Origin of the sequence: Anaerococcus sp. Marseille-P9784, from assembly GCF_902500265.1 — a bacterium.
Taxonomy (GTDB): Bacteria; Bacillota; Clostridia; order Tissierellales; family Peptoniphilaceae; genus Anaerococcus.
In genome coordinates, this window is record NZ_CABVOZ010000003.1 from 531,764 (window position 1) to 547,786 (window position 16,023).

General features: G+C 31.7%; 14 protein-coding genes. All 14 read right to left on the reverse strand.

Annotated features, from left to right (window positions below):
* Nucleotides 1-155 precede the first annotated feature (155 nt).
* The gene (locus tag GAN53_RS09205; protein WP_151410772.1) at nt 156-1,712 is read right to left on the reverse strand and encodes a recombinase family protein; all 1,557 of its coding nucleotides are present in this window, start codon (nt 1,710-1,712) and stop codon (nt 156-158) included.
* On the reverse strand, nt 1,705-2,121 hold the full coding sequence (locus GAN53_RS09210) for an integrase (RefSeq protein ID WP_151410750.1): 417 nt from the start codon (nt 2,119-2,121) through the stop codon (nt 1,705-1,707). The genes GAN53_RS09205 and GAN53_RS09210 overlap by 8 nt, the downstream gene beginning before the upstream one ends.
* Complete coding sequence (locus GAN53_RS09215) at nt 2,114-3,676, reverse strand: recombinase family protein (RefSeq protein WP_151410751.1); 1,563 nt, start codon at nt 3,674-3,676, stop codon at nt 2,114-2,116. The genes GAN53_RS09210 and GAN53_RS09215 overlap by 8 nt, the downstream gene beginning before the upstream one ends.
* Before the next feature lie 59 nt (nt 3,677-3,735).
* Nucleotides 3,736-3,945 (reverse strand): SHOCT domain-containing protein, encoded by a 210-nt coding sequence (locus GAN53_RS09220; RefSeq protein WP_151410752.1) that lies wholly within the window; start codon nt 3,943-3,945, stop codon nt 3,736-3,738.
* A 362-nt stretch (nt 3,946-4,307) separates the two neighbouring features.
* On the reverse strand, nt 4,308-6,044 hold the full coding sequence (locus tag GAN53_RS09225) for an ABC transporter ATP-binding protein (protein ID WP_151410753.1): 1,737 nt from the start codon (nt 6,042-6,044) through the stop codon (nt 4,308-4,310).
* Nucleotides 6,041-7,759: an ABC transporter ATP-binding protein gene (locus GAN53_RS09230; protein ID WP_144398865.1), complete on the reverse strand. Its 1,719-nt coding sequence runs from the start codon at nt 7,757-7,759 to the stop codon at nt 6,041-6,043. Before GAN53_RS09230 ends, GAN53_RS09225 begins: the two co-directional genes overlap by 4 nt.
* The gene (locus tag GAN53_RS09235; RefSeq protein ID WP_151410754.1) at nt 7,756-9,177 is read right to left on the reverse strand and encodes an ABC transporter ATP-binding protein; all 1,422 of its coding nucleotides are present in this window, start codon (nt 9,175-9,177) and stop codon (nt 7,756-7,758) included. Before GAN53_RS09235 ends, GAN53_RS09230 begins: the two co-directional genes overlap by 4 nt.
* 2 nt (nt 9,178-9,179) lie before the next feature.
* The gene (locus tag GAN53_RS09240) at nt 9,180-9,854 is read right to left on the reverse strand and encodes an energy-coupling factor transporter transmembrane component T family protein (RefSeq protein WP_151410755.1); all 675 of its coding nucleotides are present in this window, start codon (nt 9,852-9,854) and stop codon (nt 9,180-9,182) included.
* Nucleotides 9,855-10,466, reverse strand: a complete 612-nt coding sequence (locus GAN53_RS09245; RefSeq protein WP_151410756.1) for an MptD family putative ECF transporter S component — start codon at nt 10,464-10,466, stop codon at nt 9,855-9,857.
* A gap of 123 nt (nt 10,467-10,589) precedes the next feature.
* The gene (locus GAN53_RS09250; protein WP_151410773.1) at nt 10,590-11,210 is read right to left on the reverse strand and encodes a TetR/AcrR family transcriptional regulator; all 621 of its coding nucleotides are present in this window, start codon (nt 11,208-11,210) and stop codon (nt 10,590-10,592) included.
* 508 nt (nt 11,211-11,718) lie between these two features.
* Nucleotides 11,719-12,528 carry an N-acetylmuramoyl-L-alanine amidase gene (locus GAN53_RS09255; protein WP_151410757.1) on the reverse strand — a complete coding sequence of 270 codons (810 nt, stop codon included), beginning with the start codon at nt 12,526-12,528 and terminating at the stop codon, nt 11,719-11,721.
* Entirely contained in the window at nt 12,525-12,929 is a 405-nt protein-coding gene (locus tag GAN53_RS09260; protein WP_151410758.1) for a holin family protein, read from the reverse strand. The genes GAN53_RS09255 and GAN53_RS09260 overlap by 4 nt, the downstream gene beginning before the upstream one ends.
* A gap of 1 nt (nt 12,930) precedes the next feature.
* The gene (locus GAN53_RS09265) at nt 12,931-14,328 is read right to left on the reverse strand and encodes a hypothetical protein (protein ID WP_151410759.1); all 1,398 of its coding nucleotides are present in this window, start codon (nt 14,326-14,328) and stop codon (nt 12,931-12,933) included.
* Nucleotides 14,315-16,023: hypothetical protein (locus GAN53_RS09270; RefSeq protein ID WP_151410760.1), on the reverse strand; the 1,709-nt coding region annotated here is incomplete at its 5' end. The genes GAN53_RS09265 and GAN53_RS09270, both read right to left, overlap by 14 nt.

Sequence of the window (16,023 nt, forward strand, 5' to 3'; positions counted from 1 at the left end):
TTAACTTAACTACTTATTTTTTTATTTGATCACGATTATCCTCAATTGCTTATGATAATATTATACCAATTATATTAAGTCTATTAAGTAAAATCAAAAGACCCGACTTGGTCCGCATTATACTAAGAGGCGTGTCGGGTACTGTTAGCTTTATTTTATATTTCAACTTCAAGTCCAGATTTAAATATTACTTTCAGTTTCTCTTCATAAACCACTATCTTATCCACTAGTTTTCTTACCAAATCTTCATCATAGCTTTCTATTCCCAATTTCTGATTATCCAAAAACTCTTCTAATTCCATTAGTCTGCTTTGTTCATTCTTCTCTTCCGCCATATTTAGGAGTATCTTTTCTTTTTCATTCCTTAATTCTTCCACTCTATCTGCAAGGTCTGTATAGTCTTTCTTGGCATTAGCTACTATTAAAAGCTCTTCTTGAACCACCAGCATTTCTTTGTCTATTTCTTCTATTCCACTACTTCCATTACCTGTGATGGTTTTTTCTATATTCTCTTTTATTATTTCTTTTAATTCACTGCTTTCAGATATAAGTTGATTGATGGCTTCTACGACTGCCTCTTGTAGATCAGTCTCTTTTATTGTTCTTGCTTCACATGCTTCTGGTCCATGGGTTACTCTTGTACAGCATCTCCAAACGGTGTACTTTTTCCCTCTGTTGTTCCATGCTATTCTCCTGTAAATATCCCCACATTTAGAGCAGTAGACAATACTTGAAAGGGCGTATTTGCTTGAATAAATTCTTCTCTTTCCCTTGCCGCTCACCATATTAGCTCGTCTGTACATTTCTTCTCCAACTCGCATAAAGATTTCTTTTGGTATGATGGCTTCGTGGCTATTTTCTACATAATATTGAGGTGCTATTCCATCATTTTTAACTCTTTTCTTATTTAGAAAATCTACAGTATAAGTCTTTTGTAAGAGGGCATCCCCCATATATTTCTCATTGGTTAATATTTGATTGAGGTTTGATACATGCCATTTCTTATTTCCTGCTCCATTTACTATCTTATCTTTTTCAAGTCCAACCTTTATGTCTCGTAGGCTTGCTCCTTCCAAGTATTCTCTGTAGATCCTTTTTATAATTTTTGCTTCTTCAGGAACGATGACAAGTTTTCCGTCTTCGTCTTTTGTATAGCCTAAAAATCTATTATGGTTTACCTGGACTTGTCCTTGTTGAAATCTATATTGAAAGCCTAACTTCACATTTTGTGATAAGGACTGACTTTCCTGTTGAGCAAGAGATGCCATAATGGTAAGTAGGACTTCTCCCTTGGCATCCATAGTGTTGATGTTTTCTTTTTCAAAATAGACTGGGATGTTGTTTTCTTTTAGTTTACGAATATACTTTAAACAGTCTAGTGTGTTTCTGGCAAACCTTGAAATGGATTTAGTAATGATGTAGTCGATATTTCCTTCCATGGCTTCTTCAATCATTTTATTAAAGCCAGCTCTTTTCTTGGTATATGTTCCACTGATTCCTTCATCAGAAAAAACTCCCGCAAATTCCCAATCTGGATTTTTCTTTATATAATTTGTGTAATGGTCTACTTGAGTGTCATAAGAAGTTGCCTGTTCATCGCTATCTGTTGATACCCTCGCATAAGCTGCCACTCTCAGTTTCTTCTTTTCTGATTCCTTGATGGAATTTCCTTTTTTCTTCTTCGCTGGTATGACTATAACCTTGCTATTCATCATCTATCACCTCGATTAACCTATACTTATAACTTGCTCTCTCAAAAGGATCTAGAGGCAAAGTCTCTTCTTTCTTATATCTAAACTTACAAGGAACTTTAATAATCTCTTCTTCTTTTTCCCAAACTCGTCCCATGGCCACTGCCCTTTCCTTTAACATTTGACCTGCCTTTTCAAAACTTTCTCTATCTATTATCTTGGGATAGATGTCATTTTCTAAATACTTTTTATTGGTTAATATTCTTTTTACACTAGAACTGTTTTTCTTTAAGCCTGCAAGGTCTGCCGACTTTATAAGGGCGTTGCCAGCAAGATAATTTTTAAAGATTTTTCTTATATTTTCAGCTTCTTTTTCTTGAACTTCTACTCTTCCGTCTCTTATGGTATAGCCATAGCATAGTCTAGACATCTTCTTTCACTTCCTCTCTTAATACAAGTCCACACTTTAAATGAAAATCAAGAGTCTCTCTATTGACAACCTGTATGTGGGCAATGATTTCTTCAAACAAGTCATCTTCAAAGTGATCTATCATTTCACTTTTATCTAAGATTCCTATTAGCTTTTCAAGCTCTCTTATTTCTTCATCATTTCCAAGGATGGCTTTTTTGCTTCTCTCCTTTTCCATAAGTAGGTTTCTTTCTTCGCTTGAAATTTCACTGCTTTCTTTTGTATAAATACTTGCATCTAAAACTCCTGATCTTATTAGTTTGTTTAGAACCTCTTTTCTTTCATTTAGATTTTCTAGGCTTTCTTCTATTTTATTTACCTTCTCTACTTCTTCCCTACTATCCACTCTCTTTAATGATTCTAAGAGTGGCATTAGGATACTATCTTTTCCAAAGACTAGCTTGTTTACTAAAGTCACAAATGCTAGTTTTATGTCCTTGTCTTTAATAAACTTCATGGAACACTTATTAATATCTTTTAGGTGTTCACTACAAGTCCAAGCTATATATTTTTCTTTGCCATTATAGTGATGTCTTCTTTTAAAGCTTGAGCCACACTCGCCACACTTTATTTTCCCTGATAGGCTATATCTATTTTGATATCTTTTGGTGTTTTCTCCATTTCCTTTTGCTATAGCCCTTATCTTGATTAGGTCTTGTACTTTTTCAAAATCCTCTCTACTTACAATGGCTTCATGGTTATCTATTATTTTATACTGGTCTTCTTCTCCCTTATTTTTATGTCTATTATAATTTTCATCTGTATAGGTCTTTTGGTAGATGACATCGCCTATATACTTTTCATTTTTTAAGATGCCATTTATAGTCGACCCATGCCAGCTTGCTCCTTTTTGTCCTTTAATCTTTCTTTTATTTAAGTCATCTGCTATTTTGTGTGTTCCCTTACCTGAAAGATACTGTTCAAATATTTCTTTTATGATTTTTCCTTCTTCTTCATTCACTACCATCTTTCCGTCTATATTCTCATAGCCATAGGGTGGGCTTGATATAATAAACGTTCCATTTTGAAATCTTTTCTTTATGGACCATTTGTTATTTTTTGATATAGACCTGGACTCACTTTCTGCAAGGGATGAAAGTATGGATAACATCAACTCGCTTTCCATGGTCCTTGTATCAATGTTTTCTTTTTCAAAATAGATGCCAATATTTAGGTCAAGGAGTCTTCTTACGATTTCCAAACAATCTGTCGTGTTTCTTGCAAGCCTTGAGATAGATTTGGTTAGGATAAAATCTATCTTTCCATTCTCACAATCTTTTAGCATTTTTAGAAGACCGTCTCTGCATTCTTTCTTGGTTCCAGTGATGCCTTCATCAAAGTATAGACCTGCAAAAGTATATGACTTGTTCTCTGCTATCATCTTTTCGTAGTGTGCTTTTTGCGTTTTAAGGCTTACAAGCTGAGCGTCTTCATCAGTCGATACTCTTGCATAGGCAGCAACTCTTAATATGGATCCTTCTTTTTGATTCGCTTCTATTTTTGTTATCTTTTTCATCGTCTCACCTCTCTTTCTCTTAGTGCTATATTCCCGTACAAATGAGTATATATCAAGTCTTATAGCATTAGTTCTGAAAGAATAGGTCTGAATTTTTTAATGTTTTCTCTCCTAATTTTTCTATATTCTTCAAGGCTAATTTCATCTAAAAGAAAGAGATCCTGGATAAACTTATCCGATAGATAAAAGTTAAGCTCTGCCTTTAAATCCCTTTCAGTATATTCAGTCTTTACAACTTCTTTTTCACATTCAAGCTTCTTTACTTTCATACTCCACCTCCTATATCACAGGCAAAGAAATCAGGTCTATTTTTAACCCTAATTTTCTTTCCTCTATATTCCTTAGGACAAAGGAAATGTTTTTGAGTAAAATTTATTGCCATTAATATAAATATCGAAATAGACAGATTAAATAAAAAGAGAACAACGATAATTACTTCATGAATACTAGTATTTTTAAAGTGATCGTCCCGCTCTTTAAAGCGTGCACTAACCCTCTCTATTTTGATGCAATTTAATTGATTAGCTTTTTAAATTAGTTTTTTATGTAAATCAACACCTCTATTAAAAAGTGTTGATAGGTCAAAAAAAAAGAGACTAGCCTAATACCAGTCTCATTATCTATCGTTTAATCAATTATTTAATTTCCATGATTCCGCCTTAGCCTTTGCATTTATAAGGTCAGAATAAAGTCCATCATTCTTAATCAGTTCTTCATGATTTCCACGTTCTACTATTTCTCCATCTTTTAAGACTAGAATCTGATCTGCATTTCTAATGGTTTTTAGTCTATGGGCAATCATAATTACTGTCTTATTTTTTGTTAATGTTTCTATTGCTTCTTTAAGTTTATCTTCATTTTCTGGGTCAATATTTGCTGTCGCCTCATCAAAAATAATTATGTCTGCATCTTTTAGCATGGCTCTGGCTATGGAGATTCTTTGTTTTTCTCCACCAGATAGGCTTGCTCCACCTTCTCCGATTATTGTGTTATATCCTTCTGGTAAAGCTTCTATAAATTCATGGCACCTTGCTTTTTTTGCAGCTTGAACTACTTCTTCATGGCTTGCATTTTGTTTTCCAAATTTTATATTATTTTCAATTGTATCTTCAAAGAGATATACATCTTGAAATACCATGGAAATTGAATTCATTAAGTTTTCTATCTTATAATCCTTAATATTTTTTCCACCTATTAATATTTCACCAGAATTTACATCCCAAAATCTCGCTATTAGATTACAAAATGTTGTCTTACCAGATCCAGATGGACCAACTATGGCAGTCATGGTATTTTCTTTTATCTCTGCTGATACATTTTTTAAAATTGGTCTATCATCATAGGAAAAAGAAACATTTTTAAAGGCTATATTGTGATTTTTTATAGGCTCTGTAATACTTCCCTCTTTCAAAATTGGCATTTGATTAACATATTCATATGAATCAATTGCATTTTCTGCAATTCGCAAAATCGCCATATTAGACCCTGCTCCAATTAATCCTTCAAATATCGTAAAACTTGCTATCATTAGCATCACTGCATCTGTAATTATCAAATTACCAGAAATATTAAATCCAATACTTACAAATAGCATTGCAACTATTGTTAAACCTATTACAATTCTTTGAACCACAGTATAAGGAATAATCATCTTCTCAAGTGCTAATGTAGTCTTATAGCTATTATCTATTGCATCATCTAAATTTTTATTATTTTCTCCTCCTAAGTTGTATGACTTTATAACTTGCATTCCTTGAAGAGTAGATAGTACATTCTTAGTTAAACATGTTTGAATATTGGCCATGTCCGCAGCATTTTTTCTTGAACGTTTTTCCATTAGAGACGTAACCATCAAAAACACTGTAATACCTACTAGTGCTGTTAGACCTATGTAGATATTAATTAAAAATATAGCTAGAACAAACACACATGTATTTAAAAAACCTCCTAGAACATTGACAAGCAATACTGGAATCCAAGATTCAATTTGAGTGAGGTTTGTGGTTGCTAAAGTAGTAAGTTTCCCTAAACTAAAACTATTAAAGAATCCCATTGGAACTTTTTTTATTTTTTCACCCAATTCAATTCTTTTATCAGCCGCCATAAAATAGCCTGCATGAGTTTGTTTCATTTGAGAAATGTTTTGTGTTACAATTTTCCCCAATAAACTAATCATTAATATCACAAATGCTATGATAATATTTTTTGTTGAAATCTTGCTAATAAACAAGCATTCTAACATATAATAAATTGCCACAAATTGAAAAGCGTTAAACACAGCATGAATAAATGCTGCAAATATAGACTTTTTTAAATTACCTTTTTCCTTCCCAGAGAAAAGCCAAATTTTTCTAAATACATTTATCATGCTCTTCCCTCCTTATTCGATGCTTTCCACATAGATTGATACATCTCAGATTTCACAAGTAGTTCTTCATGAGTTCCACTATCTTGGATTCTTCCTTTATAGACAATAAATATTTTATCAACATCCTTAATAGTATTGAGTCTGTGAGCAATGATAATTAATGTCTTTCCTTTTGCCAGTTTTGAAATTGCTCTCTGAATACTAACTTCATTCTCAGGATCTATATATGATGTTGCCTCATCTAAAATAATGATAGGCGAATCTTTAAGCATAGCTCTAGCAATAGATATTCTCTGCTTTTCTCCTCCAGATAAATGTCCACCACCTTCCCCAACAACAGTATCATATCCATCTGAAAGGTCTTTTATAAATTCATCACATCCCGCCTTGATTGCAATTTGCTCAACTTCACTATCTGTTGCATCGGGTTTTGCAACCCTAATATTGTCCTTGATAGAAATATCAAAAAGAAAATTATCTTGTGATACATAAGATATTAACTGAGAAAGTTGGCTTAATGGGATTGTATTTATATTTATATCCCCAATTTTAATACAACCACTTTCAACATTCCAAAATCCAGCTAAAAGCTTTGCTATGGTCGATTTCCCACTTCCAGATTCTCCCACCAGAGCATTAACTGTTCCTTCTTCAAATTTTAAATCCAAGTGATTGATTATTTTCTTATCTTCGTCATATGAAAAGTTCACATCTTTATATTCAATATCATAATGCTGAATTTTTTGAGTGCTTACGCCTTGTTTTAAGGGTTTTGAATTTAATACCTTTTCCACTTCACCTGATATAGTACTAATTCTAGCTAAATCATCTGTATAGTTTAGAGCTTTAAGCAAATTAGAAACTGTAGCAAAAGACAATACGACGATACTTATAAGTATATCAATTTTTATGCTTCCATTTTTATAAAAAATCATTCCGAACGGTATGACAGTTAATATTCCCATTGGTGACAGAAGTCTGCCAACAGAAATTCTATTCATACATCTACCCATCCAATCATAATAAAACTGTGCATTATCTCTAACAGCATCACTATATTTTTTATAGGAAGATGTACCTTGATTAAATGCTTTAATAACTTCTATTCCTCCGATATACTCTACCAAAGCATTGTTCATTTTTTGTCCTAACAATACAGATTCTTTATAGCTTTTTGTGTACTCTTTATTCATTACAGACTTCATTACGCCCATTCCAATAATAAATGGTAGCAGCGATATTATACTTAAACGCCAATCCAATATAAGCATATATACAATAAGCAATATTGGTCCGATTATATTTGCTGTCATTTCAGGTAATATGTGAGATAATGTGGTTTCCATACTATCAACTTTATCTACAATAATATCTTTAAAGGTGCCAGAGCTAACACTCGTTATATCTCCTAAAGGCATTTCAAATAATTTCTCTGAAATTTCTTTTCTTATATCTCTCAATGATTGAAACGTTGCAGTATGAGAAATAGTTGTTGATACACCCGCTGAGATTTCTTTTATTAAAAACAACCCAACTATTATCAATAATTGCTTCAAATAGAAGTCCCAATCTGAATTATTGCTAATTAACTCAGTAATAATTCTTGCAAGAAATATATACGATATTAAGCTGGCTAATACACCTAAAATTGCAAATAGTATTGAAAAAGAGAATTGGAATAAGTTTATTCTTACATATTTTTTAATTAAGTTCATATTATATTCCTTCCTTCTTTTAATTGCTTTCCTTCTTCTAAGTAGATAAATTTATTGCTAGTTGCTTCAGCTAAAAGCAAATCATGTGTAATAATGATGACTATTTTCCCTTTCTCAGCAAGGAGTTTTACCCACCTTATAATTGCACATAGTCCATTTCCATCCATCCCACTTGTCGGTTCATCTAATATATAAATATCAGCCTCTGAACAATATGCAGCAGCTAATATTACTCTTTGCTTTTCACCTCCTGACAATGATGCTGGGTGTCTATCTTTTAGTTTGATCAAACTAAAAGCATCCAAACTATCCTCCATATCTTTTTTAAATTTTTCAGTTATTTTTTTACCAATAGAAATTTCACTTACAACTGAATCTGAATAAAGTTGATAGTCTGCATCTTGCATAACAAAATAGCAAAATTTATTTCTTAAATTTCTGTTTGCTACTTTTCCTCTATATTTGATTAATCCTGTATTTTCTTTTAGTAGGCCACTTATAACTTTACACAAAGTGGTTTTTCCTGCTCCATTGTTTCCTAACAGTGAAACGACTTCACCTTTATATAATCTCAAATTTATATTATCAATACCTGAATTTGTTTTTTTATAATGAAACGACAGAGATTGAATATCCAATAGTGGTACATTATCGTTTTTAATCTCATTATTTGCACTTTTTTCAACTGTTTTGGGTCTTAGTCCAAGACTTAATAATTTTTCATCACTAAGATTTTCGAATTGTTTACTTGTCCAAATTTCATCCAGCTTACCTTCGTTTATATATAAAAACCTATCCGCCACTTCTTTGAATGAGTCAATTCTGTGTTCACTTATAACAATTGATATTCCTTTGTCTTTGATTTTTTTTATTATTTCTATCAATATCTTAGATCCTTGAATGTCTAAATTAGATGTTGGCTCATCCAATATCAAAACTTTTGGTTGCAATATCAAAGAAGATGCAATTGCAACTTTTTGCTTTTGACCGCTAGATAATTCATCAATATTTCTCAAAAGCAAATCTTCAATTCCAATAAATTCCGAAACCTCATAAAGTAATTCTTTTATTTTTTTCGAGGGAACTCCAATATTTTCTGCTGCAAAACAAATTTCGTCTTGGACTGTATTCATGAAAAATTGACTTCTTGGATCTTGAAAAACAACGCCAAACAATTTAGCACGTTCTTCTGATTTCAATTCAGCCGGGATTCGCTTATCCACTTCAATTCTCCCTTGCAGAGATCCCTCGTAAAAAACAGGAGCTAAGCCACTTATCGTGCGTAAAATCGTACTCTTTCCTGAACCTGATTTTCCACAAAGAATGATGCATTCTCCTCGTTTTACAAAAAAACTAATATCTTTAATAGATTCATCACCATCTTTATAGGAAAAATACAAATTTTGAAATTCAATCATAATTACACCTGCAATCTAAAATATATTAATCCCATAGCAGCTCCATACAAAACAATTACAAATAAATCATTTAGGCCAAAATCCACCTCATATATGCATGACCTACTAATATCTGCATTTAATCCCCTTAACTCTGCCGTAGCTCCCAACTCATCTGATAATTTTATGCATCTTATGATTAGTGGTACCATAAAACACTCATATACCAAAAAAGGATTTCTCATAAAATCTTTCCAATTACTAAATAACCCCCTAGCTTTCATTCCATTTCTAATTGCTATGTTTTCTTTACTTAATACTGGGAAAAATCGTATAAGGATGCAAATCATTACTATTATGGCCTTAGGAACCTTTGTTTTCTGTAAACTTAACATAAGTTCACTTGAGTTTCCCACAACAATACATGTAACTACCATTACTAAAGGAATTGAACGAGCTAACATATTCAGAATAATGTACATTAAGGCTATCTTGTTCGCAAACAAACCAGCCAATATAACCATAGTAAGGTAAGTTATAACGAATTTAATAGCCTTATTATATTCTTTTATATACACTAAAAGTAATGCATTTAGTGCAACACTTAAATGTATTTGAATGTTTTTGTTAAACAAGAACCAGAATATTGATGATACTGCTAATAAGATAATATATGTTCTATTATCTAATTTTTCCATTTATATTAGCTTTGCCTTTTTTATATGTTTTTTCAAAAGTTTTTGTCCCACTATAAATCCAATAATAGATAATGTAATTGTTATTACAGTGATCAATAAAAGCATATCCCACGAACCATAAAATCTAACCAGAGTTTTAATACCTTCATCTGAGTAGCTCGCTTTTAAACTATTTAAATACTGTTCTTTAAAGAAAAACATAGGTATCGCACTGCCAAGGGCATATAACGCCCAGTATATTGAATATGTGATACCATTCCTTTTAGGATTTCTATAAGTATTCTCCCCTATCATAATTATTTCGCATATAATTCCTACTACAATCATTACAGGCAAAAACCATGGAGATCCCATAACCGTTATAAATAATCCTCCGAATATTCCTGTAATTAAATATGTTCCTCTTTTAGCAACTTTATTTGACATTGCTACAAAAATAGGTCCACAAAGTAATCCCATAATACCTACATAAAATAGATAGTCAAATGCAGGTGTTGTTAACATCATAGTACACATTTTAGTAGCAAGCATTATTACAATCATAGCTATATTAAATATAGATAATGTAATAATATCTCTCATCTTCAATTTGTTTTGTTTTTCATTATTCATTTTTTATATCCTCCTAAATTTTATAGATTGAATATGAAATCCAAGTTTACTCAACAGAGCAAACAGAGCTATGATAACAGTGTATGCTAACACTGTTATCTTTTGTCTAAAAAAATATCCCTCCTAATACCCTCGAACTTTTTTCCAACCTTCTGAAAAAAAACAAGAAACAAGTCTTGCGTTTTCTAACAGTTCTTCCTTACTTTCTGAATGCAATACAGCCTCAGTCAATGCCAAAAAATGAGCATGATTAATAATATGAAATCCTTTATCACTAATCCTTTCTGAAGAAATACCCGCTTCCAAAGAAATTTCTTGCATTTTAATCCTTGTATCATCCTCCATTTTTGTCAATTTTTCAAGAAAATTTTCATAAGATGTTCCATATGATCCATTAATTATCAACGAGTATATTTCTTTGTTATCAAATAAAAACAAGGCAGTTTCAATTGTTCCATCAACATGAACCTGAGAGACCTTTTCATTATGTTTCGTCTTAATACTATCGATTGATTCTTTCTCATAATCGAAAAAATTTGAAAATATTTTATCTGCAACCGGTGAAACAATCGCCTCAAACAATTCATTTTTGTTATCAAAATGACGGTAAAAAGCCCCTGTGGTCACACACGCATCTTTACATATATCTCTCAAACTAGATTTCTCAAACCCATACTTAAGAAAATGTCTTTTTCCACATTCTAGTATTTTTTCATGGGTCTCATCATAATTATTTCTAACCACCAAAATTCACCCCCTTTTTTCGACTTGATAACACTGTTATCAGTGTTACCTTTATTTTTATTTTTTGTCAAGTTCAATATTGCAAACTCATAATTTTATGACTTAATAATTTTAGATTTAAAACCTGCTTAATGTTTGCTAGCTAATCATTCTTTTGTAGTCCAATTAAGGAAGTCAATAGATATTTTTTAAAATTTTTTAAAAAATTTTTAAGTCACAAAACTTAAAAATATTCATAGCAAACAAGCCTCATATGCTTACATTTTTTGAGGCAACACTTTTAATAGTTTATGCGACTAACTTGCTTTTTTCTCCTACTTTCAATTTTTTATCATTCAAAACTTTATCTCCTGTCAGTAAATAATTCCGACGCTACAGTCAGTTTTATTTTGACTCAGTAGATAATTAATTTCAATACACTGGTCGAAAATAGGGTTTTATCATTTTTAAAAAAGCAAAAGCCTGATAAACTTCTAAATTAGAAATCTATCAGGCTTTAATTATTGTATTAAATTAATTCATTTACTCTTTTTTGAATAACATAATAATCATATCCAGCATTAGTTAACCTTCTTTTTCTTTCTTCTCCATTTCCCCATTTTCCACTTATAACTTCTCTAGCTAATTGGTCGATTGTCTTTCCAACTGGATAAACTATCTTGCCATTGTCATTGAAAACTTTTAATCTGAATCTATCGGCACATCTTTTAGCATTATCTAAATTCTTAAATGCACCTTTCTGACTTTTGGTATCTGACCAAGATTTTCTAACTCTATATAATCCACTTGTTGGTTTGCTAACAGTCTTATCGCCTCTTAGTCTTTTATTAACTTCACTTGCTATATATGGAAACTTGCTACCAAGATATGGTCCTGGACAATTAGTGTTTTTATACCATTCGTGTTTTTGAAGGACACCATCTTTGCCTCCAGTATAGGTACAAGGATAGATTCCATTTCTTCTGCAGATGTCTGTCACCAAATCAATTAGTCTATTTAAAACGTAATCAGAAACTAACCACTGAGGCCCTTTCGTAGAGTTACCTACTTCAATAGTTACCGCTCTATTGTCACACCAGGAAGATGAGGTTGTCCAGGCTCTGTTAGATTCATCAACTCCTAAAACAATGACTCCATCGGATCCTAAGTTATAGTTAGCTGATGCACGTCTTGACCTTGGCACAAATACTCCAGCAAGATTTCTACCATTTATAACTCCAGCAGCATGGTGTATAGCTATTTTAGTAATCTTTTGATTCCTTCTTCCACTATGGTTAGGCGAAAGAATTGTAGATTGTACTAATGAACTATTACTCATTTATTTTCCTCCTTAAATTGTTTTAATATATCTTTTAATTTTTCTGGTACTGGCAAACCTAAAGCTATAGAATTTTCTAAAATAGAAAGTCCCTCATTTGCTATATAAAAAAAGATGATGGCTGTTCTTATCATTGTTCCATCACCTTTAATTAAATTTACATCGCATAGATTTGCTATGCCTACAACTATAAAAATCATAATCTTTTTAGCTATCCCTTTAAAACCTATGGATGAAGACAGCTTTCTTTCGACCCCTGCTCTTAATACTCCAGTCAAATAGTCGGCTATTACAAAAGCAAGTAGTGTGTATATAAAAGCATCTACACTTCCAAGATAAAATCCCAACCATCCTCCAATAGCTGTAAAGCATACTTTTAGTATTTCAAAGAATTTGTTCATTTCATTCCTCCTCAGTTAATGTATAAGTTATTTTCATTGTCTTATCAGCCGTTTTTAATATTGGACTTGATAGGTTATTAATTGTTCCTAGATAAGGTGTCATTAAATAAAGCATCTTGTATAATGACCTATAGTTATCTCTTACATATGATCCGTACCCAATGATAAATGTTCCATACTCAATAAAAGGCGTCATGAGTCTGTAAAAATAAGACGATTTAGTCCTCAATACATTGTCATTTTTATCTATAACAAAATCAGAACCTATAATATAATCTCCATATTTATATAGGCAAGAATAACTATCAGAATCAGGTTCAAAATTAGATTTAAAACCTAGATCTATTTCTTTTATATCAATGGGATTATTTATATTTATTTTTATTATGATTGTTTTTGAAGTATTAATTGTATAAAGATATCCATCTTTTATCAAACTATTAGTTCTTCTATATGCTCCATAGTCATCATTACTCGGATATGAACCAACGTTGGTGAGTCTAAGGTCCTCGATAGTCCAATGATCTATTGTAAAAGAATAATCTTCTTTCTTTATTTTTATTCTATTCAATCTTGTATTTTTATTATTTGAAGATTCGCCGAGTATAAATCCATAATAGTACCCATCTTCTCCATCAAAGAAAGCACTATACTCTTGATAAAAACTACGAACATCCTTATAGAAATCCTGTATATCTAAAGTTAGCTTTTCTATTTTTTGAAAACATTCACGACTAATCTTATCATTCAATCCCACACTTGAAATTGCTTCTTTAAATTTAACAATCTCTAAAGTCTTATTCATCAATGGCCATATTGAAGTGAATGTATTAGTCAATGGATTTGCTTCTACCATACCTATATAGATTCTTAACACTTCATTGCCAACATCTCTACTAACACTATTCAATTTTATCGTATTATTTCCTTTTCCATAAATATCTCCATAAAAGTTAGTGCCTCCTCTATAATGTGTGAGTGCTAAAGAAGATATTCTGCCATTTGCTTGTGATGTTGAGAAATCCCAAACAAATTTATATCCATTTTCAAGTGGTGTTGATTCATTAAGATTTGCCGAACCCCTCATTTGTGAATCAGTAGAATTTACATCATTTGAAGCGTACCCAATTATCTTATTAGTAGATGGTACGATATATTTTGCTGGATCTTCTTCCAATTTATCTTCAAATAGTAGAATTCCACCATAACACTTATTAGCAATTGGGAATATCTCCTCTTCAAATTTAGTTGAAGTCGATTGAATTGGAAACATAAGACCAGATGGATTTAACCTTAATAAATCTGGAACTGCATTTGTAACCAGATTTTCGTCTTCATAAACTTCTTTTTTATGAGTTTTTACATCTATCAATTCTATTATGGATTTACCCTTCAGCATTTTCTTCTTCCTCCTTATCTTTAATTTCTATAAATGAATCTTCCTTAATATTTCTTATAGTGAATTCTAAATTTTTAAATCTATTAATCTTTTCATTAAATAACAAAGCTCTAGGAACTTGTCTTTCTAAGTTATAAATTCCTACTATTTTTCGTAAAATTAAATGGTCTTGAATTTTTATCCTTTTCCAAGATTCATCAACCTTAATCTTTCCATCCCATGATGCTGTAGAGCCAAGAGACTGACCAGAGATAGCTGCTAGAGCATTATCTTTACCTATCATAGCTTGACCTGATTCAATCCTTATAAGCACTGAAAAGTTGTTCATAGTCTTTTCCTGAAGTTTAGTTAATGGATAGAAAAGATTTAGAATGTGGTCGCCACTTAAGTAGGTTTCTTTTGGAATGTGATGTTCTATTTTTGTATCATTAAAAATATAGGTAATAACTATCCTTGTTGGTATTTCTATATTTTCAATAAAGTCTAATTCTTCTACTTCCTCTTTTTCTTCATACTTTGGAGGATCATAGGATTTTCCATCTTTATTTAATACCTCTACTTGCTTCTTGACACTCCTTGAAATCTTTCTTGTCTTTTCTTCGGTATCACAGATGATATTTAACAAGATAGATGCATTAAAAATTGCCTCCGTTTCTTTATTGGAGGCAAATTCTATACGAATTATTGGTGTATCCGTTATGGAAAGATTAAAGGCAGAATAGTTTGAATAGGCATGAACTACTAATTTTTCAGATTCAATTTGATTTAACAGTCCTACTATATTCTTATCATTCTTGCTTTTAGCCCTAGATAAGTATGGGTTCTTCCCTACACCAAGAATTCTATGCTTACCATTTATCTTGTATTCGATATCAGTAATAAGCCCTTCAATCTTTTCTTCTGCATACGAAATAGCTATCCTATCTCCTACATCAAGGCTTGGATCTCCTATAGTTACCATGTCAAAAGGTGTGTGATGAATATTACAAATTTCGTTAATAGGAACCTCACACATTCTTTTTCTTTTTTCTGGAAGTCCTAATTGCATAAGTGGATTTATCCCTAGGTTCATAGTTAGTCCATCATCATTTTCTAAAGAGTAGTATTCAGCTATTTTAGTCTTGGCATTTGTTGAGTTTATGGCTGTATATCTTGTCTTAAAATCTGAGATTGATGAAGAAAATCTTTCTCTCGTTTTAATTTCAGTGGATATACCTTCTGCATACCTTTTTAAAACCAATTTACCATCACGGGAGACCCCAGCAAAAGCCCCAAGGGTCGATGCTATATAGTGAATAAAGTCCCTGTAAGTTTCAATATCATGGTCTTGATATATTGCCAAAACTTCCTCACCGTTTACAAAAGCTTTTACCTCATCTTCCGTCATTCCTAGTTCTACCTTGCACTTATCACATGAAAGACTTAGTAATTCAAAAGCTGTACCAAAGGTATTTGTCACTGGGAAATTCTTATCAAATCTAAGCATATAGTCATAGCCTTTTAGTTCTAAAATTTTCTTAGACCTATTTGCCTCAGTAACATCAAAGATTCCCATTGGTATAGTTTCAATCTTTTTATTTTCTAGTTCTTGATTATAAAAAAGTTCTAGCTTTGAATCCTCTAGAGAATACCTATCTATATTTGAAAAAAGGCTAATTCCAAACTCTCCAGCATAAACTGTACCTATTTCAAGTT

Bases quoted from the DNA above. Each gene is read 5' to 3' on its own strand.
- GAN53_RS09205 (WP_151410772.1), bottom strand. From the start codon at position 1,712: ATGAATAGCAAGGTTATAGTCATACCAGCGAAGAAGAAAAAAGGAAAT.
- GAN53_RS09210 (WP_151410750.1), bottom strand. From the start codon at position 2,121: ATGTCTAGACTATGCTATGGCTATACCATAAGAGACGGAAGAGTAGAA.
- GAN53_RS09215 (WP_151410751.1), bottom strand. From the start codon at position 3,676: ATGAAAAAGATAACAAAAATAGAAGCGAATCAAAAAGAAGGATCCATA.
- GAN53_RS09220 (WP_151410752.1), bottom strand. From the start codon at position 3,945: ATGAAAGTAAAGAAGCTTGAATGTGAAAAAGAAGTTGTAAAGACTGAA.
- GAN53_RS09225 (WP_151410753.1), bottom strand. From the start codon at position 6,044: ATGATAAATGTATTTAGAAAAATTTGGCTTTTCTCTGGGAAGGAAAAA.
- GAN53_RS09230 (WP_144398865.1), bottom strand. From the start codon at position 7,759: ATGAACTTAATTAAAAAATATGTAAGAATAAACTTATTCCAATTCTCT.
- GAN53_RS09235 (WP_151410754.1), bottom strand. From the start codon at position 9,177: ATGATTGAATTTCAAAATTTGTATTTTTCCTATAAAGATGGTGATGAA.
- GAN53_RS09240 (WP_151410755.1), bottom strand. From the start codon at position 9,854: ATGGAAAAATTAGATAATAGAACATATATTATCTTATTAGCAGTATCA.
- GAN53_RS09245 (WP_151410756.1), bottom strand. From the start codon at position 10,466: ATGAATAATGAAAAACAAAACAAATTGAAGATGAGAGATATTATTACA.
- GAN53_RS09255 (WP_151410757.1), bottom strand. From the start codon at position 12,528: ATGAGTAATAGTTCATTAGTACAATCTACAATTCTTTCGCCTAACCAT.
- GAN53_RS09260 (WP_151410758.1), bottom strand. From the start codon at position 12,929: ATGAACAAATTCTTTGAAATACTAAAAGTATGCTTTACAGCTATTGGA.
- GAN53_RS09265 (WP_151410759.1), bottom strand. From the start codon at position 14,328: ATGCTGAAGGGTAAATCCATAATAGAATTGATAGATGTAAAAACTCAT.